We start from the raw sequence: 18,365 nt of genomic DNA, 5'->3' as shown, positions 1-18,365 counted from the left end.
GTACCGGAGCTTGGCCGGACGTTCGAATGTCGTTCGACGTCGTGCCATGCGGAGCGCTGCCCGGGTGCGGCGGATGAAGGGGATGCGCGGACGGCTGGGGGCAACCTTCTTGTCCGGCCTGTCCGTTGCGTCCCTGCCAGTGCGCAGGCCCTTCGGCTCAGCGAACCGGCCGGAGGGTTCGAGGCGGGGTACGTGACGGTGGCGTGACGGAGCGGGCGGGCCGGCCCGTCAGGCGACGGAGGCCGCCTCCGATGCGCCGCCGCCCGAGGCCGCGGCGTCCAGGGCCTCCCGAATGCCTGCCGCGACGGCGCCGTGCACGGGCAGTGCGAGATGTCCGATGCCGCTGACCTGCACGTTCTCGGCGATGAGGTCCGGGTGGTGGACCTGTGCCGTCTCCAGCGGCGCCATGAGCTGGTCCAGATCGCTCCAGAAGCTCACGAAGTGCGTGGCGCATCCGGCTGCGGGCCGGGCCAGTTCCTCGATCACATCGGAGTCCGGTCGCATCTGGCGCACGATCGGGTGCGCGGACAGCAGAGGAACGGCCCGGGTGCCGGAGTGCGGTGTGCCCAGCGTGACCAGGGTGCGGACGCGGACGTCCCCGCCGAGGCGCTGGACGTAGTAGCGCGCGATCAGCCCGCCGAGGCTGTGTCCGACCACATCGACCTTGGCGTGGCCGGTGCGCTCGCAGACCTCCTCGATGTGCTTGCCGAGCAGGGCGGCCGCGGCCCGGATGTCGCAACTCAACGGCGAGTAGTTGAGTGCTTCAACATGATCCCAGCCGTGCTGGCGCAGGGAACGGCGGAGGAGGACGAAGACGGAGCGGTTGTCGATGAAGCCGTGCAGGAGCAGCACGGGCACACGGGAGGCGTGTGGGGTGCCGTCCGCCGGCAGACGGGGCGTTTCGGGCGCGCAGGCCGTATCGGGCTGGGAGGGCCCGGCTCCGGGGGAGTCGGAGGGCTCGGCGGGCTGCGTGGGCGTGGACACCTCCGGCGGGCTCTCCTGAATCACGCCCGTGGGGTAGAGCACCGCGTGCCCGGCAAGAATCGCCAGGTCAAGAGCTGTGGCCTTGATGAACGCGGCCGAAGGGCGGAGAAGACTCGGAAGAAAGGGCAAGGCCCTCATGACCGACCTCCCGACGGCACATGAGGAGGACGGTGGCTCCGTCCCCCGTGTGCCCTCACGGAGAGCCCGATTATGGGGAGAGGCCGGTACGGCTCGCTTCCGGCCTGCTGGCGGCTCTCCTGCAAAACGTGTCCCTGGTGTGATTTCCCCCTCGGCCGCCTCCGCAAAACTGCCCGGTGAGGGATGCTGGGGATAACCTTCGTTCACGCATGCGTGTGGTGACCCTGAGGTACATGGAGGCTGGGATGGGTGTGTCGGGTCCGATCCGCGTGGTTGTGGCCAAGCCGGGGCTCGACGGTCACGACCGCGGCGCCAAGGTCATCGCGCGGGCGCTGCGCGACGCGGGCATGGAAGTGATCTACACCGGTCTGCACCAGACCCCCGAGCAGATCGTCGACACGGCGATCCAGGAGGATGCGGACGCGATCGGCCTGTCCATCCTGTCCGGGGCGCACAACACGCTCTTCGCGAAGGTCCTGGACCTGCTGAAGGAGCGCGAGGCGGACGACATCAAGGTCTTCGGGGGCGGCATCATCCCGGAGGACGACATCGCCCCGCTCAAGGAACTCGGGGTCGCGGAGATCTTCACGCCCGGCACTCCCACCAGCGACGTCGTGACCTGGGTCCGTGCCAACGTGCGGGAGCTCGCCGCGTAGCGCATCCTGGAACGCCGAGCCGTTCCCGGCGCTGCCGGGTACGGCGGCCGCGGTGCGTGAGCCTGGCTGGGTGAGTACATGCGCCGGTCCGGCCGGCCGTGCCGGGTCCGCGAAGCGCACGGGATGCGCGAGGGTGCCGGTGACGGCTCGCGGGCCACGGTGGTGGCTGTGGGTCGTGGTCATGGCTGGTGGCCGGTGGCGGGCTCGAGGTCCGCGGGGGACGGATGGACCTCGGAGCCCGCCTCCCCCGTGTCTTCAGCCTTCCCCGGGCGGCTGCCCGGTCTTCCCGGGGTCCCCGGTCTTCCCGGGGTCCCCGGTCTTCCCGGGCGAACGCACGGCCGTGATAGCCGCCTCCCCGGTCTTCCCATGCGCGTCCGATGGCCCCGACGCAGGCATCGCCGGACGGACCCGCGGGCCCGGAGGGGCCGATGTGGTCCACGCGGGAGGGGGCCGTGCGCTCGGATGGAGCCGTGTGGTCCGTGCCGGTCGGGTCGGTGTGGTCCGTGGGGGAGGGGGCCGCGGGCTCGGATGGAGCCGTGTGGTCCGTGCGTGAGGGGCCGATGTGGTCCGTGCCGGAGGGGGCCGTGTGGTCGTCCTCAGGATTCGCGGGCCCGGCGGGGGCCCACGTGGTCTGCCGGGTCCGCGGGGTCGTCCTCAAGCTCCCGGTGCATGGCCGCGCGGAGCCGGAGCGTACTCACGAGCCGCTGGAACGCCTCGGACCAGTAGCCGCCCGCACCCGGGGACGCGCTCTCCGTCTCGTCCGGCGTTGCCGTCAGCAACTCCAGGCGGTCCGCATGATCCGGATCCAGGCAGCGCTCAGCAAGGCCCATCACACCGCTGAAGCTCCACGGGTAACTGCCCGCGTCCCGGGCGATGTCCAGGGCGTCGACCACCGCCCGGCCGAGCGGAGCGGCCCATGGCACCGCGCACACGCCGAGAAGCTGGAAGGCCTCCGAGAGGCCGTGCGCCGCGATGAACTCGGCGACCCACGCAGCCCGTTCGTACGGCTCCAGTGCTGCGAGCAACTTGGCCCGTTCGCCCAGGGACGCGGTGGCGGTCGTCGGCCCGGTGGTCGCACCGGGCGCACCCAGCAGCGCCCGGGACCATGCCCGGTCGCGCTGCCGCACCGCCGCGCGGCACCAAGCGGCGTGCAGGTCGGCCTGCCAGTCCTCGGTGACGGGCAGCGCCACGATCTCCGCGGGGGTGAGGCCGCCGAACCTCTCCTGCCAGCAGGACAGCGGAGCGGACTCGACGAGCTGTCCCAGCCACCAGGCACGCTCGCCGCACCCGGCCGGTGGCTTCGGCGTGACACCGTCGCGCTGCATCCCCGCGTCGCAGGAGCGCGGCGGGTCGACCGTGACCTTGGGTGTGCCGCCGTCCCGGTCCAGGGATAAGCGGACCGCGGCCCGTTCGGCCATACGCGCGGAGAGGGCGGAACCGGGGAGTGCCGAGAGCAGCTCGGCGGCGGTTGCCCGTACGTTTCGGCTGCGGTCCGCCAGCGCCTGTTCGAGGAACGGTTCGTCGTCGGCGGAGAGCCCGGTGCGCAGCGAGTCGGTGAACATCAGCCGGTCCTCGGCCCGTTCGCGGGCCCAGGTCGAGCCGAGCAGGGCGAGGGCGGCGGCGGGGTCGTGGCGCCGCAGCGTCGTCAGCAGCGCCACGCGCTCGGTGAACAGGCCCTCCTGCCAGACCTGTTCGGTCGGGGCTTCGGTACCGGAGCCGATGGATCGATCGCCTTCGGACAGGTTGTCGTCAAAACCGTGGTCGCCGGGGCGGCGGGGGCCGGACCGGCGCCCGGGAACCGGTCCCGCAGCGGTCCCGCGGAGCGCGAACTTCCAGTCCGGATTGAGCCGGGCCAGCCACAGGGCGCGGGGACCGCCGAGGACAAGAGCCTCCTGACGCAGGTCGGTACGGGACCGGGCTGCGTCGAGGAGTGCGGGCAGGAGCGCCTCCGGGGCCCGATAGCCGCGGCGGTTCGCGGTGGTGAGCCACTGGGGGAGCAGCTCGGTGAGGTCGGGCGCCGTGCCGCGGCGGCCACCGCCGGAGCGGGATCCGGCGGTGCGGTCGGCCAGGAGCGAGGCGAGACGACGACGGGCGGCCGCCGGCAGCGGCGGCCTCGTGTCCTCCGGGGCGGGCGAGGGCCGGACGCCCGCCGCGGCCGGCCGAAGGCCGGCCCGCCGCCGAACGGTGCTGATCGCGGCACTGTCGAGCAACGCGGCCGCGGGCTCCCGCCCGGGCCGCGCCACGGGCGGCCTGCGGCGCTCGGTTCCCAGCAGCGCGGCATTGACCAGCGCCTCCCAGGACGGGGCGGGGTGCTCAGTCGTCATGGTCATGTGCGGCCCCCTGACGAATCGGTCGATGGTGTTGCTGTGCTGGTGCGGGCGGTCGGGCGGCGGCCGCCACATGGGAAGCCCCTCGCGCACCGGGATCCAGGTACCAACGCGCGCGATGTACGACGCCGAGTGCACGGTCTGAAGCCCACCTGCGCCGGTGGCCGGGACCGTTGTGGTCGCGTCCGTGGCGCCGTATCTGTCGCGGGCGTTGGCCTCCGGCCGCTGGCCGCGGGCTGAACGGAGCCGTTGGGATGGCCAGTTCGGTGTTGGTCCTTCGCCCAGTTGTGGCGGTGGTCGGGATTGGTTGTGGTCGCGTCCGTGGCCCCGTATCTGTCGCGGGCGTTGGCCGCTGGCCGCTGGCCGCGGGCCGAACGGGGTCGGCCTGACTCGCAGTTCGGCCCGGTCCCGCAGGTGATCGCTCTATCCGGTAGCGCCCGTGATCCGGCGTCACAGCGGCACCGGTTCAGTGGCGTCGGCGGGCCATGCCGTGATGGGCGTGAATCCACGGTGGCCGCATTCGCCGAAGACGGTCAGTGGCGCGCCCCCCGACAGGGCGGCGAGTTTCCACAGCCCCGAACGGTCAAGGCAGCGCGGATCCACCGGTAGGGCTTCGTCGCCCGCCATGTCGGAGATCTGCCAGCCGTGGGCCGCGGGTATCGGTGCGACGTCCGACAGCACCACGGGCCACGCGTCGAGCCACGGGTCGTCGCGGACCGCGTCCCCGTAGGCCGCAAGGGCCGCGCCGACCGTGGTGCGCGCCGGCTGCCCGCCCGGTGCCGGGGGCCCCGGAGGAGCGAACTGCCTGCCCACGGCGGCGCGCAGCGGCCGCGCACCGGGGTAGAAGGCGAGGGCGGCGTCCAGGGCGAGCCCGATGGGAAGGACGAGTTCGGGGGCGCGCCCGGCCGCACCGTACGAGAGCAGCAAGGCCTCCCGCCGGGAGCTCTGGCCGCGGAGCCAGATGCGGCGCGTGGTCAGGGTGCCGTCCTCGCTGTCCCGCGTTCCGAGAACCAGCCACCGGTCGCGCAGCCCGCGGCCCTCGGTGGTCAGTAGTTCGGCCTTCTCCGTCGTCAGGCCGACGCGCGAGCGGACGGTCGCTGCGAGAGGCCCGGGCAGCCGGGAGATCCCGAGGAAGCCCTCGTTGAGCAGATGCAGCAGGGAGCACTCTTCCAGCAGCCGGCCCGGCCAGCCGTCACCCGAGGCGGGTACGGGCCCCCAACTCCCGTACGCGCGCGGCGAGTCCGGGGGCCTGCGCGTCCACCATGCGGGCCGCCGTCTCGTCCCAGGCCGCATTGCCGGTGCTGCCCGCCCCGGCCAGTCCGCCGCGCAACAGGTCGGCCAGCCGCTGCTCCAGCTCGGACGCACCCGCCGCGATCCGCTCCGCGCGCAGCTCGGCCCGCCGCTTGGCCGCCTCGGGGTCGGAACTCCGGCCGCCGCCCGCAGCCTTGGGCACCGAGTCGGCGGTGCGGCCGGCGCGCTGCCTCCGGCCGTCGAGCCAAGTGGCCGCCCACTCCGGCGGCAGCGCGCCGTCCGGGACCGCCGACGGGCCTTCGGACCACAGCAGCAGAAGCCCCAGTGCGTGCTTGCACGGGAATTTGCGGCTCGGGCAGCTGCACTCGTACGCGGGCAGGGCCGGAAATGACGAAGCCGGGTCCGCCGCATCCCCGCCGCCGCTCCGGCCGGCGTGGATCGCCACCACCGTCCGGTACGGCTTCTTCCCGCTCCCCCTGCACAGCCCCCACACCGCGCCCTCCCCCGCCCCCGCGCCGGACCACGGCCCGAGCGCGCCGACTTTGCTTCCCGCGCTGCGTGAGGCGGCGTCAGGAGCCAGTGCCAGCACCTGATCCGCCGTCCAGCGCTCCCCCGTTCCAGTCATGGCTCGACGCTATGACCCGGCACTGACAATCGCCTCCGACCTGCGGACGCGCAGGCCGTACCCGGGCGGTTCCACCTCGCTGCCGAGGAGTTGTCAGTGCTGTGGTGCACGGTTGATGGAACGTCATGCGCCAAACGCAGCCATGCGAGGAGGGGGAGCCGTGACCGCGACCGTCACCGCCGCAGGAACCACTACGGATGCGACCGCAGGAAGGACCGCCAGTGCGAGCGCGTCCACCACCGGCGGCCCGGCACTCCGGCCGCACGCCGAGGACGCCTTCGCCGGAGAGCTGAAGGCGCTCGCCGCCGCCGACGACCGCCCGCGCCCGACCCGTTGGCGGCTGTCACCCTGGGCCGTCTCGACCTATCTGCTCGGCGGCACGCTGCCGGACGGCACCGTGATCACACCCAAGTACGTCGGCCCGCGTCGCATCGTCGAGGTCGCCGTCACCACCCTGGCCACCGACCGCGCCCTGCTCCTGCTCGGTGTCCCCGGCACGGCCAAGACCTGGGTGTCCGAGCATCTGGCCGCGGCCGTCAGCGGCGACTCGACGCTCCTCGTCCAGGGGACGGCAGGGACACCGGAAGAGGCGCTTCGCTACGGCTGGAACTATGCCCAGCTGCTGGCCGACGGCCCCAGCCGCGACGCGCTCGTGCCGAGCCCCGTCATGCGGGCCATGGCCGAGGGGATGACCGCGCGCGTCGAGGAGCTGACCCGTATCCCGGCGGATGTGCAGGACACGCTCATCACCGTGCTGTCCGAAAAGACCCTGCCGATCCCCGAGCTGGGCGAGGAGGTCCAAGCTGTCCGGGGCTTCAATGTCATCGCGACCGCCAACGACCGTGACCGCGGCGTCAACGAGCTGTCCAGCGCGCTGCGCCGCCGGTTCAACACTGTGGTGCTCCCGCTCCCCGCGACGCCCGAAGCGGAACTCGACATCGTCTCCCGCCGGGTCGACCAGATCGGGCGGTCGCTCGACCTTCCCGCCGCACCGGACGGGGCCGACGAGATCCGGCGTGTCGTCACGGTGTTCCGCGAACTCCGGGACGGGGTGACCGCCGACGGTCGTACGAAGCTCAAGTCGCCCTCCGGCACGCTCTCTACGGCCGAGGCCATCTCCGTCGTCACGGGCGGCCTCGCCCTGACGGCCCACTTCGGTGACGGCGCGCTCCGCGCGGGTGACGTGGCGGCGGGCATCCTGGGCGCGGTCGTCCGGGACCCGGCCGCCGACCGTGTCATCTGGCAGGAGTATCTGGAAACGGTGGTGCGCGAGCGCGAGGGCTGGAAGGACTTCTACCGCGCATGCCGTGAGGTTTCGGAGTGACGGCCGGTACGGGTGGACCCGGACCGAAGGGGCCCGTACGGAGGGGGCCCGCGCGGAGAGGGGATTCGGATCCCCGGGAGCCGTTGCTGCTCGGGGTGCGGCATCACGGGCCGGGCTCCGCGCGGGCCGTGCGGGCCGCCCTCGACCGGCACAGGCCGCGGGCCGTGCTCATCGAGGGCCCGCCCGAGGCGGATAACATCACAACACTGGCCGGGGACCCCGGCATGCGGCCGCCCGTCGCGCTGCTCGCGCATGTGGCCGACGACCCGGGGCGATCCGTGTTCTGGCCGCTCGCAGAGTTCTCGCCCGAGTGGGTCGCGATGCGCTGGGCCGTCGCCCGGGGAGCACCGGTCCGCTTCATCGACCTCCCCGCCGCCCACACCCTCGCCATGAACGGCGACGACGCGGGCTCCGGCCCCGACGGCACCGAGCCCTCGGGGCCGGAACCGACGGGCGAGGGCGAGGGCGCAGCGGCCCGGTTGCGCATCGACCCCCTCGGTGTGCTCGCCGAGACCGCCGGATACGACGATCCGGAGCGCTGGTGGGAGGACGTCGTCGAGCACCGCGTGCTGCCTCGTGCCCCGGCCACGGGCGCCGGCCGGGCAGGGGGCGGTGACCGGCCACTGACGTTCGCATGGGCACGGGGTGTTGCCGCCCCGGCCGCTGACGGCATCGCTGCCCGCCAGGACACAGTCTGCGAGCCGTCCGAAGGACCTGACTCCCCGTACGCGTTCCGGGCGCTCGCCGAGGCGATGGGTGAATTGCGGGCGACGTACGGAGACGGCGGCCATGAGCGCGACGCCGTGCGCGAGGCCCATATGCGGCTGCGGATCCGGGACGCGCGGCGCGAGTTCGGTGACGACCTCGCTGTCGTCTGCGGCGCCTGGCACGTACCGGCCCTGTCCTGCCGCACCACGGTGACCGCCGACCGCCGGCTCCTCAAGGGCCTGCCGAGGGTCAAGACCGAGATGACCTGGGTCCCTTGGACCCACCGCAGGCTCGCCAAGCACACCGGTTATGGCGCGGGCATCACCTCACCGGGCTGGTACGGCCATCTCTTCGCGTCCCCCGATCGGCCCGTGGAGCGCTGGATGACGAAGGTGGCGGGCTTCCTCAGAGAGGAGGGCAGGTCCGTGTCCTCCGCGCATGTCATCGAGGCCGTCCGGCTCGCCGAGGCCCTCGCCGCGATGCGCGGCCGCCCGCTCGCCGGTCTCGGCGAGACGACGGACGCGATCCGTGCGGTGATGTGCGAGGGATCGGACGTGCCGCTCGCGCTCGTCCGGGACCGGCTGGTCGTGGGTGACGCGCTGGGCGAGGTGCCGGAGGCGGCGCCCGCCGTCCCCCTGCAGCGCGATCTCACGCGTACGCAGCGGTCGTTGCGGCTCGAGCCGGAGGCGGCCGAGCGCGAACTGGAACTCGACCTGCGCAAGGACACCGACGCGGGGCGCAGCCGCCTGCTCCACCGGCTGCGAATCCTGGGTATCGGATGGGGCGAACCGGCCCGCTCGCGCGGCGCGCTCGGCACGTTCCGCGAGACGTGGCGGCTGTGCTGGGAACCGGAGTTGTCGGTGCGTGTGGCCGAGGCCGGGGTGTGGGGGACGACCGTGTCCGCCGCGGCCACGGCGAAGGCCGGGGCGGAGGCGACGACGGCCGGTTCACTGGCCGATGTCACCGCGCTCGCCGAGCGCTGTCTGCTCGCAGGGCTGTCCGGCGCCCTCCCGTTCGTCATGCGCGTACTGGCCGACCGGGCGGCCCTCGACGCGGATGTCGGCCATCTCGCCCACGCCCTGCCCGCGTTGGTCCGCTCGGTGCGGTACGGCGATGTGCGCGGGACGGACGGAGCGGCTTTGGCCGAGGTGGCGACGGGCCTGGCCGAGCGCATCTGCGTCGGCCTCCCAGCGGCCTGTGCCGGTCTGGACGCCGACGGCGCGGCGGAGATGCGCGGGCATGTGGACTCCGTCCACACAGCGGTCGGCCTCCTGGCGGAGGCGGGCGGCCAGTCCGCCGGTGACGGCGGCGGAGCCGGCTCGCCGGAACCCGCGCTGCGGGAGCGCTGGGCCGCTGTCCTGCGAGGCCTCTCCGGCCGGGACGGTGTGGCCGGGGTGGTACGGGGACGGGCTGCGCGGCTCCTGCTGGACGACGGCCGCCTCGGGGAGGGAGAGGCGGCCCGCCTCATGAGCCATGCGCTGTCGCCGGGCACGCCGCCTGCCGATGCGGCGGCGTGGATCGAGGGGTTCGTCGGCGGGGGCGCGGGGAGCGGCATGCTGCTGGTCCACGACGAGCGCCTGCTGGGGCTCGTCGACGCGTGGCTCACGGGCGTCACGCCCGACGCTTTCACGGACGTACTGCCGTTGCTGCGGCGGACGTTCGCCGCATACGAGCCGGGCGTGCGCCGCACACTGGGTGAACTCGTCCGCCGCGGACCGGCCCTGCCCGGGGCGGCAGGCGCCGGCCACGCGGGCGGCCCGGCGGACGGGACCATCCCCGGCTTCGGGCCCGGCCTCGACCCCGGCCGCGCCGACGCCGTACTGCCGGCACTGCGTCTGCTGCTCGGACTCGACGACGACGAACTCGCGGGGGTGCCCGGATGAGCCACGACACGACGCCTGTGCCGCGACCGCCCACCGGCGGGGGCGGTGCTCGCGGAAGGGCGGCCGGCACGGTATCCGCTCCGGCGCCGCCGGGCCGGAACGGTCTCCCGGCCACCGGCCCGGTGGTCTCCCCATCGCCCGGCCCCGCAGGCGAGCGGCTGCGACGGTGGCGGCTGGTGCTCGGCGGCGGGGAGGCCGACAGCGGGCTGTGCGCGCTCGGCGGTCGGGACGCGGCCATGGACGGGACGCTTGAGGCCCTCTACGGCAGCGGGAGCGGCAAATCGGGCACCCGCCGGGACAGCGGCAACCGGTCGGCGGGGCTCGGCGGTTCCGTGCCCCGGGTGGCGCGCTGGCTGGGCGACATCCGCACCTACTTCCCGAAATCCGTCGTGCAGGTCATGCAGCGCGACGCCATCGAGCGGCTCGACCTGTCCTCCCTGCTCCTGCAGCCGGAGATGCTGGAGGCCGTCGAGGCGGACGTCCACCTCGTGGGCACGCTGCTGTCCCTCGACAAGGCGATGCCCGAGGCCACCAAGGAGGCCGCCCGCGCTGTTGTCCGCAAGGTCGTCGAGGACCTGGAGAAGCGGCTGGCGGCCCGCACCAGGGCCACACTCACCGGCGCGCTCGACCGGTCCGCCCGCACCAGCCGTCCCCGCCACCGGGACATCGACTGGGACCGCACCATCCGGGCCAACCTCAAGAACTACCTTCCCGAACACCGCACGGTCGTGCCCGAGCGGCTGGTCGGCCACGGGCGGGCCGCACAGGGCGTGAAGAAGGACGTGGTGCTGTGCATCGACCAGTCGGGGTCGATGGCCGCGTCCGTCGTCTTCGCGTCCGTCTTCGGCGCGGTGCTGGCTTCGATGCGGTCGATCGCAACACGCCTGGTCGTCTTCGACACCGCCGTCGTCGACCTCACCGACCAGCTCGACGACCCGGTCGACGTGCTGTTCGGCACCCAGCTCGGCGGCGGCACCGACATCAACCGGGCGCTCGCGTACTGCCAGTCGCGGATCATCCGGCCCGCGGACACGGTCGTCGTGCTCATCAGCGACCTCTACGAGGGCGGCATACGCGACGAGATGCTGAAGCGGGTCGCGGCGATGAAGGCGTCCGGCGTTCAGTTCGTGGCGCTGCTCGCCCTGTCCGACGAGGGGGCGCCGGCGTACGACCGGGAGCATGCCGCGGCTCTTGCGGCACTCGGCGTGCCCGCGTTCGCCTGCACCCCCGATCTCTTCCCGGACGTCATGGCCGCGGCGATGGAGAGGCGGCCGATTCCCGTACCGGACGCGTGCAGTTGAGGACTGCCCGCTGAGCGGTGCGGGGCTGCGCCGCTTCGGGAGCCGTCCGCCACCGGCTCCTGTGGGTGCCCCGCTGCGTGCCGCGGGTGGTGTCTGTCGCGCCCCAGCGGGTGCCTCGCGGCGGGCCCACGGGTCCCGCGGCGCTCCCGCGGGCGCCTCGCCGCGCGCGAGAGGCAGCGCCTCGCCGCGCCCCAGGGGCGGTGTCTCCCGCGCCCCAGCGGGTGCCTCGCGGCGGGCCCACGGGTCCCGCGGCGCCCCAACCGGCGCCGCGGCGCCTGGCATTCGTCGCCGCGAGGCTCGGGCCCGCGGCGGTGAGCCCGGCGACGCGGCGCCGTCACACCGTTCCCGCTACACGTTCGGGACCTTCAGCTTGTCCCAGCTCGCCTTGCCCGGGATGCCGTCGGCGTCCTTGCCGGAGTAGCCGAGTTTGCGCTGCCAGGCCGCGTACGACTTCTTGTCCGCGCCTGTCCACTCGGGGCCCGGCCCGACCTCGTAGCGGCCGCAGCCCTCGGCGACGAGTCGCTTGCCCATCGCCGTGATGATCCTGCTGTTGCGGCCATCGCGGAAGAACGAGGCCCCGGGGAAGGGCTCGTACTTGGGCGGCTTCGGCGGGTCCGTCGGGCCATCGGGGTCGCGGCCGAGCCGTTTCGCGATGCGGTCGCGCATCGACTTCATCGTGAAGCCCCGCGGGTCCTGCTTCCCCGGCTGCCACTCCAGGTGGCCGATCACGGACTTGTGGGTCCAGCCGTGCGCCCGGCAGATGGCGGCCGATGCCTTCTCTATGGCCAGCTTCTGCTTCTCGGGCCACGGGTCCTTCCCGTCACCGAGGTTGATGCACTCGAAGCCGTAGAAGTGCCGGTTCCCGTCCGTGTCGGCCTCGTTGTCGGGGGGCAGGTCGGACTCGTTGATGACGGCGCGCAGTACGTCGCCGTCGCCGAGCCCGGCGTGGTTGGCGCGGCCGTTGCCGACCAGCCACACCTCGCCCTCCTTGTCGATGACGCCCATGCACAGGGGCCCCGGCAGCGCCGAGTGCCCGTCGTAGCAGAGGTCGACGGAACTGCTCGTGCCCTTGGTGACGGTGTGGTGGATCATCACACCGTTCACCGGTCCCCAGGGGCCCTTGTGATTGCGGTTGTGGGTACGCCAGTTGCGGAATTCATGGACCACCAGTCCCTCGTCGCGCAGGACTTGGACGATTCGGGACGCGCTCAGGGGCGTGGCCATCGTGGTGTCTCCTTCTGTATCCGGTTCAGCCGAGGGCTACTGCTGTTGACCCGCCTCCTCCTCCGCGTCCGCTCCCGCCGCCTCGCGTGCTTCCGGTTTCCGTTGCTGTCGCGGCTTCCGCCGCCAGCACTTCGTCGTTCGCCGCCGGGACAGGAGCGGCCAACGGCCCGAAGGACTGCCGCAGGTCGGGCTCCGTCCTCTCGCCCAGCACCCACGCCAGAGGCGCGTAGTGGGCCTGGACCCCGAGCGGGGCCTGCAGCAGCGGCTTCCGGGCCGCGTTCACCGGCCATTCCGCGGCGCCCGTCGCGGTGCGCGCGGGGATCAGCCAGTAGTCCCCTGTCCTATACGTACCCTCGGCAGCGAAATAGACCTCGATGCCGTCCTCGAGAGGAAGCCAACAACCTTCCTGCGATCGGAGTGCGCCGTGCTGCAGTCCCGCGGGCGCGCCCCCCTTGACCCGGCGCGCCCCCTCCTGGTGGTCCAAGCGGCGGAGGTACGGGTGCAGTTCCGGCCGTCGCCCGACGCCCGGCTCGGGCTCACCGGACAGCCTCGCTCGGGGGCCCGGGCAGGTGGAGTTCCTCGACCCGCAGCAGCGCCAGTACCACGGGCGGGTCGAGTTCCTCGACCCGCCCGTGGCAGTCCCTCACCGCGGCTGCTGTACGCGGTGTCCACGAACTCGACCCGGTCGCCCACGTTGAGGTCGAGCTTGTCGTCGCTGCGGAGCGACGCCCGCTCCACCCAGGTGCCGTGTGGGCCGTCGATGGGGAGGACCACCGAGCCCTTCTCCCGCGACCACTTGAACGGCGCGTCCTCGGCGGAACCGTCGTGCACATCGACGCGGTGGAGCTGGTTCTCAGGCCACCGGTAGCGGGCGTCCGGGCCGACCGGGGACGGGTCCTCGTGACGACGGAAACGAGTCGAAAGGATGAAACGCCCCGGCGAGCCGGTTTGACCTCCCGTTCGCGCCCTGAAGGGGAGGAATGGCCGATTGGCCGCGCTTGGCCGGGACGGTCCCCGGGATGAGACACTCCGTCTCGTCATGTGACCACCATCACCGCTCACATGTGACCTGTGATTTAGGGACCCGAGCGCGTCGGGGATAACCTGCGAGACGGACATGCCGCGTACCCGGCCAACGTGTGTGCGCCTCCGTTGTGATCGCGTCGTCACGCTGCCCGTAGCGGCACGCCCACGCATACAACGAACCGCATCACCACGACAGCGGTATTCAAGACGCAAGGGACGGACGCGCGTGGACCTGTTCGAGTACCAGGCGAGGGACCTCTTCGCCAAGCACGGTGTACCGGTGCTGGCCGGTGAAGTCATCGACACGCCTGAGGCGGCGCGCGAGGTGACCGAGCGTCTCGGCGGCCGGTCGGTCGTCAAGGCCCAGGTCAAGACCGGTGGGCGCGGCAAGGCGGGCGGCGTCAAGCTGGCCTCCGACCCGCAGGACGCGGTCGAGAAGGCCGGCCGGATCCTCGGCATGGACATCAAGGGCCACACGGTCCACAAGGTCATGCTGGCGGAGACCGCGCCGGAGATCGCCGAGGAGTACTACGTCTCGTACCTCCTCGACCGCACGAACCGCACCTTCCTGGCCATGGCCTCCGTCGAGGGCGGCATGGACATCGAGGAGGTCGCGGCCACGAAGCCCGAGGCCCTGGCCAAGATCCCGGTCGACGCCAACGAGGGCGTGACCGCGGAGAAGGCCGCGGAGATCGTCGCCGCCGCCAAGTTCCCGGCCGAGGTCGCCGACCAGGTCGCCGAGGTCCTGCAGACCCTGTGGAAGACCTTCGTCGCCGAGGACGCGCTCCTCGTCGAGGTCAACCCGCTGGCCAAGGTCGCCGACGGCCGCATCATCGCCCTCGACGGCAAGGTCTCCCTGGACGCCAACGCCGAGTTCCGGCAGCCCGGACACGAGGCGCTCGAGGACAAGGACGCGGCCAACCCCCTCGAGGCGGCCGCCAAGGCGAAGGGCCTCAACTACGTCAAGCTCGACGGCCAGGTCGGCATCATCGGCAACGGCGCGGGTCTGGTCATGTCGACCCTCGACGTCGTCGCGTACGCCGGTGAGGCCCACGGCAACGTCAAGCCCGCCAACTTCCTCGACATCGGCGGCGGCGCCTCCGCCGAGGTGATGGCCAACGGCCTGGAGATCATCCTCGGCGACCCGGACGTCAAGTCCGTCTTCGTCAACGTCTTCGGCGGCATCACCGCCTGCGACGCCGTCGCCAACGGCATCGTCCAGGCCCTGGAACTGCTCAAGTCCAAGGGCGAGGACGTCACCAAGCCGCTGGTCGTGCGCCTGGACGGCAACAACGCGGAGGTGGGTCGCAAGATCCTGACCGACGCCAACCACCCGCTCGTACAGCAGGTGGACACCATGGACGGAGCGGCCGAGCGCGCCGCCGAGCTGGCTGCGAAGTAAGAAGGACGAGGACACCGACACCCATGGCTATCTTCCTCACCAAGGAAAGCAAGGTCATCGTCCAGGGCATGACCGGCTCCGAGGGCCAGAAGCACACCCGGCGGATGCTCGCCTCGGGCACCAACATCGTCGGCGGTGTGAACCCCCGCAAGGCCGGTACCGCGGTCGACTTCGACGGCACGGAGATCCCGGTCTTCGGCACGGTGGCCGAGGCCATCGAGAAGACCGGCGCCGACGTCACGGTCATCTTCGTCCCGGAGAAGTTCACCAAGGACGCGGTCATCGAGGCGATCGACGCCGAAATCCCGCTCGCGGTGGTCATCACCGAGGGCATCGCCGTCCACGACACCGCAGCGTTCTGGTCGCACGCCCGGGCCAAGGGCGACAAGACCCGCATCATCGGCCCGAACTGCCCCGGCCTGATCACCCCGGGCGCATCCAACGCCGGCATCATCCCGGCCGACATCACCAAGCCCGGCCGCATCGGTCTCGTGTCCAAGTCCGGCACGCTGACCTACCAGATGATGTACGAGCTGCGCGACATCGGCTTCTCGTCCTGCGTCGGCATCGGCGGTGACCCGATCATCGGCACCACCCACATCGACGCCCTGGCCGCCTTCGAGGCCGACCCCGAGACCGACCTGATCGTGATGATCGGCGAGATCGGCGGCGACGCCGAGGAGCGGGCCGCGGACTTCATCAAGGCCAACGTCACCAAGCCGGTCGTCGGCTACGTCGCGGGCTTCACCGCGCCCGAGGGCAAGACCATGGGCCACGCAGGCGCCATCGTTTCGGGCTCCTCCGGCACCGCGCAGGCGAAGAAGGAGGCCCTGGAGGCCGCGGGCGTGAAGGTCGGCAAGACGCCGTCCGAGACCGCCCGGCTGGCGCGCGCCGCGCTCGGCGGCTGAGCCAGGCGGGTCTCCGACCGTACTCCGCAAGGGACTTGGGCCCGTACCGTCACGGTACGGGCCCAGCCCCTTCTGCACCGTCCCGCCGCACGGGCTACCCGGGGGTCACCAGAGCGTGTCGATCACCGTGGCCACCAGCACCACCGCGGCGAAGAACCCCACCAGTCCGTACACCGTCCGCGTCCACAGCCGGGCGCGCCTCTCACCCGCGCCCCGTACGGACTCGGCCGGCCGGGTCCGCAACGTCTGGGCGGGGGCCGTCTCGCTCAGCATCCGGCGCAGCGCGGCCGCCCGCCGGACGGGCGTCGCCTCGCGCAGTTCGGGCAGCAACTCGGCCATGGCGGACCGGGCGTGCATCAGCCGGTTCGTGGTGGCGGCCGTGCTCGCCTCCGTCTCCGCGGCGGTCTCGGGCAGACCGAGGCCCACGCCGTCGTGCAGCAGCAGCGCACGCCGGTAGGAGGGCGGAAGGCTGAGCAGCGCGGTGATCAGGGCCCGGTCGGGGCCCAGCCGCCCGGAGGGGCCGCGGTTCGCTCGGTGCAGCCGGCGCCACGGCGAGAGCGCGTACTCGTAAGCCGCGGCCCGTACCCATCCGGCCGGATCGCTGTCCACGGCGACTTCGGGCCAGCGCTGCCACGCCTGGTAGAAGGCGTGGTGGACCGCCTGCCGGGCGAGGCGCTTGCTGCCGGTGAGCAGATAGGCCTGCCGTACGAGGCCGGAGGCGTGGGCGGTGTAGAGCGCGTCGAACGCCAACGGTGCGCCCGTGCCTGCCCGTTCCCTGCCGGACTGTGCGTAACGGTGCATAGCCACATATTGAGCGACACGACGGCTTAAGAGCTGCTGCGCTCACGAATGGTGTGTTGTTGGCAGCATGTCCGCCGTGACCCCATCGAACGATCGGACACCGTCGCCACCGTCGCCACCGTCGTCTCCGGCGCGCGGCCGCCTCGTCGCGGACGGGGTGGTCGCGGCCGCCCTGGGGCTCGGCGCGGTGACCGTGGCCGTACTCCTGTTGTGGATCACCTCGCCGTACCCGGAGAGCGGGCCGAGCGCGGCACTGCACGTCGCGGCGGCCCTGTGGCTGCTCGCCCACGGAGCCGAACTCGTCCGCACCGACACGCTCTCGGGTGGTGCAGCCCCCGTCGGCATCACCCCGCTCCTGCTGAGCGCCCTGCCCCTCTGGCTGCTGTACCGTGCGTCCCGGCACGCGATCGAGGCCCACGAGGAGGAACTTGCCGACGCCGGGCACGAGCCCGGAGGACCGCTGGCCGCCGGTCCCACGATCGGGTGGTTGAGCGCGGGCTACCTCCTCGTCGGTGTGTCCGCTGTGGTCTACGCGTCCGGCGGACCCCTGCACGCCGACGCCCTCAGCGCCCTCCTGCACCTGCCCGTCGTCACCCTCGCCGCGGTCGCGTACGGGTACTGGACGGCGAGCGGCCGGCCGCGCGAGAAGCTGCCCGAGCAGGCCGGGCAGCTTCTGGAACGGGTCCCGCCCCGCGTACGGGCCGTGCTGACGCGCCGCAGGCTCGTCACGGCGGGGCGCGCGGGAGCCGCCGGTACGGCCGTTCTGCTGGGCGGTGGTGCCCTGCTCTTCGCTCTCTCCCTCACCTGGCACTGCGTCGTTGCCCAGCAGTCGTTCCACCAACTCACCCAACCGTGGACGGGCCGGTTCGCGGTGCTGCTGCTGGCCCTCGTGCTGGTGCCGAACGCTGTGGTGTGGGGCGCGGCCTACGGCACCGGCGCCGGTTTCACCCTCGGCGCGGGCACGCTCGTCGGTCCGCTCGGCACCTCGGCCCACCCGGACCTACCGCGGTTCCCGCTGCTCGCTGCCGTACCGGACGCCGGTCCCGGCTCCCCGCTGACCTGGCCGGTGGTGCTGCTGCCGCTCGCGGCCGGGGTGACGGTCGGCTGGTACACGGCCCGGGCCGCTGTCCCGGGCGCGGCGATGCGCGCCGCCGCCGCGCGCGCCGAACTCCCCGCCGTACGGCCGCCGCTGCGGCAGCGGCTGGCCCTGCGGCGACTGCTGATCCTGGGGTGGCGGCGGCTTCGCGGGGGAGTGGGCGCAGCTGCGGGCGACGGCTCGAACGGTGCCTCTGCCCCTGCAGGGGCGGTACGGCGGCGGGCGGCCGTCACCGGCAAGGGCGTGCGGGGATGGCGGGACACGGCGCTCACGGCGGCGCTGGGAAGCGCCGCCTGCGCGCTGGCGACGGCCGTCCTGAGCGGGGTGACGGAGGGCGCGCTCGGAACGGGCGCACTGGAGGACTTCGGTCCGAGCTGGTGGCTGACGGGGGCGGTGGCGCTGTGCTGGACGGTGCCGGTGGCGGCGCCGACGGCCCTCGTGCTGCGCTGGTGGCGCCGGCGTCTGCCCCACCCGGCGCCGAAGGAGACGCGGTCGGCGGCCGCGGCGGCCGCAGCGTCCTGAGCCCGCGGTTGCCGCATCGGCGTCCTGGGGGCCCGTTGTCGCCCCCCCCCGGACGTGACCGTTGCGGTCGCCGCAGTGGTCGTCATCGGCCCCCGGGGGGGTGTCCCTATGGGTTTCGTCAACCTGTGGGGGCGGGCTTGGGGTCGTAGAAGGTGCCGTCGCGGAGCATGGCGAAGAGCACGTCGGCTC

11 protein-coding genes and 3 pseudogenes are annotated in these 18,365 nt (G+C 72.9%); 7 read left to right on the top strand and 7 right to left on the bottom strand.

The window, feature by feature from the left end:
- Positions 1-228: 228 nt before the first annotated feature.
- Complete coding sequence (locus tag AB0M26_RS11515) at positions 229-1,122, bottom strand: alpha/beta fold hydrolase (RefSeq protein ID WP_365258278.1); 894 nt, start codon at positions 1,120-1,122, stop codon at positions 229-231.
- 245 nt (positions 1,123-1,367) lie between these two features.
- On the opposite strand from AB0M26_RS11515, the gene AB0M26_RS11510 reads away from it, so the two are divergent.
- Positions 1,368-1,778, top strand: coding sequence for a cobalamin B12-binding domain-containing protein (locus AB0M26_RS11510; protein ID WP_365258275.1), 411 nt, complete (start codon positions 1,368-1,370; stop codon positions 1,776-1,778).
- A gap of 596 nt (positions 1,779-2,374) precedes the next feature.
- On the opposite strand, the gene AB0M26_RS11505 is transcribed toward AB0M26_RS11510, so the two are convergent.
- Complete coding sequence (locus AB0M26_RS11505) at positions 2,375-4,108, bottom strand: DUF5691 domain-containing protein (protein ID WP_365258272.1); 1,734 nt, start codon at positions 4,106-4,108, stop codon at positions 2,375-2,377.
- Between the two features lie 447 nt (positions 4,109-4,555).
- A pseudogene (locus tag AB0M26_RS11500) lies at positions 4,556-5,981 on the bottom strand (SWIM zinc finger family protein).
- Between the two features lie 160 nt (positions 5,982-6,141).
- On the opposite strand from AB0M26_RS11500, the gene AB0M26_RS11495 reads away from it, so the two are divergent.
- The 3 genes from AB0M26_RS11495 to AB0M26_RS11485 all read left to right on the top strand — a co-directional run bounded on the left by AB0M26_RS11495 (position 6,142) and on the right by AB0M26_RS11485 (position 11,197).
- Positions 6,142-7,305: an AAA family ATPase gene (locus tag AB0M26_RS11495; RefSeq protein WP_365258270.1), complete on the top strand. Its 1,164-nt coding sequence runs from the start codon at positions 6,142-6,144 to the stop codon at positions 7,303-7,305.
- An 83-nt stretch (positions 7,306-7,388) separates the two neighbouring features.
- Complete coding sequence (locus tag AB0M26_RS11490; RefSeq protein WP_365258267.1) at positions 7,389-9,896, top strand: DUF5682 family protein; 2,508 nt, start codon at positions 7,389-7,391, stop codon at positions 9,894-9,896.
- Positions 9,897-10,018: 122 nt separating this feature from the next.
- Positions 10,019-11,197: a VWA domain-containing protein gene (locus AB0M26_RS11485; RefSeq protein WP_365258264.1), complete on the top strand. Its 1,179-nt coding sequence runs from the start codon at positions 10,019-10,021 to the stop codon at positions 11,195-11,197.
- Between the two features lie 348 nt (positions 11,198-11,545).
- Here the strand turns inward: AB0M26_RS11485 and AB0M26_RS11480 are convergent, their stop codons facing one another.
- The 3 genes and pseudogenes from AB0M26_RS11480 to AB0M26_RS11470 all read right to left on the bottom strand — a co-directional run.
- Positions 11,546-12,421, bottom strand: coding sequence for a peptidoglycan-binding protein (locus tag AB0M26_RS11480; protein WP_365258261.1), 876 nt, complete (start codon positions 12,419-12,421; stop codon positions 11,546-11,548).
- A 25-nt stretch (positions 12,422-12,446) separates the two neighbouring features.
- Positions 12,447-12,905: a DUF6519 domain-containing protein gene (locus tag AB0M26_RS11475; protein WP_365258258.1), complete on the bottom strand. Its 459-nt coding sequence runs from the start codon at positions 12,903-12,905 to the stop codon at positions 12,447-12,449.
- Between the two features lie 230 nt (positions 12,906-13,135).
- A pseudogene (locus tag AB0M26_RS11470) lies at positions 13,136-13,462 on the bottom strand (DUF6519 domain-containing protein); the annotation flags it as partial.
- Positions 13,463-13,673: 211 nt separating this feature from the next.
- Between AB0M26_RS11470 and sucC the strand changes: the two are divergent.
- Positions 13,674-14,849, top strand: a complete 1,176-nt coding sequence (gene sucC / locus AB0M26_RS11465) for an ADP-forming succinate--CoA ligase subunit beta (protein WP_365258255.1) — start codon at positions 13,674-13,676, stop codon at positions 14,847-14,849.
- A gap of 23 nt (positions 14,850-14,872) precedes the next feature.
- The gene (sucD, locus tag AB0M26_RS11460) at positions 14,873-15,757 is read left to right on the top strand and encodes a succinate--CoA ligase subunit alpha (protein WP_365258252.1); all 885 of its coding nucleotides are present in this window, start codon (positions 14,873-14,875) and stop codon (positions 15,755-15,757) included.
- Positions 15,758-16,057: 300 nt separating this feature from the next.
- Here sucD and AB0M26_RS11455 read toward each other — a convergent pair.
- Positions 16,058-16,504, bottom strand: a pseudogene (locus AB0M26_RS11455) (sigma factor-like helix-turn-helix DNA-binding protein); the annotation flags it as partial.
- A 130-nt stretch (positions 16,505-16,634) separates the two neighbouring features.
- Here AB0M26_RS11455 and AB0M26_RS11450 point away from each other — a divergent pair.
- Positions 16,635-18,176: a DUF6350 family protein gene (locus AB0M26_RS11450; protein WP_365258249.1), complete on the top strand. Its 1,542-nt coding sequence runs from the start codon at positions 16,635-16,637 to the stop codon at positions 18,174-18,176.
- The last annotated feature ends 189 nt before the right edge of the window (positions 18,177-18,365 follow it).

This window comes from Streptomyces sp. NPDC051776, assembly GCF_040681345.1.
In the GTDB taxonomy this organism is placed as follows: Bacteria; Actinomycetota; Actinomycetes; order Streptomycetales; family Streptomycetaceae; genus Streptomyces.
The sequence above is the reverse complement of the archived record's forward strand: the minus strand, read 5'-3'. Positions and strand labels throughout refer to the sequence as shown.

Excerpts from the sequence above, each read along its gene's own strand:
- sucD (WP_365258252.1), top strand. The coding sequence starts at position 14,873 with ATGGCTATCTTCCTCACCAAGGAAAGCAAGGTCATCGTCCAGGGCATG.
- AB0M26_RS11510 (WP_365258275.1), top strand. The coding sequence starts at position 1,368 with ATGGGTGTGTCGGGTCCGATCCGCGTGGTTGTGGCCAAGCCGGGGCTC.
- AB0M26_RS11515 (WP_365258278.1), bottom strand. The coding sequence starts at position 1,122 with ATGAGGGCCTTGCCCTTTCTTCCGAGTCTTCTCCGCCCTTCGGCCGCG.
- AB0M26_RS11480 (WP_365258261.1), bottom strand. The coding sequence starts at position 12,421 with ATGGCCACGCCCCTGAGCGCGTCCCGAATCGTCCAAGTCCTGCGCGAC.
- AB0M26_RS11505 (WP_365258272.1), bottom strand. The coding sequence starts at position 4,108 with ATGACCATGACGACTGAGCACCCCGCCCCGTCCTGGGAGGCGCTGGTC.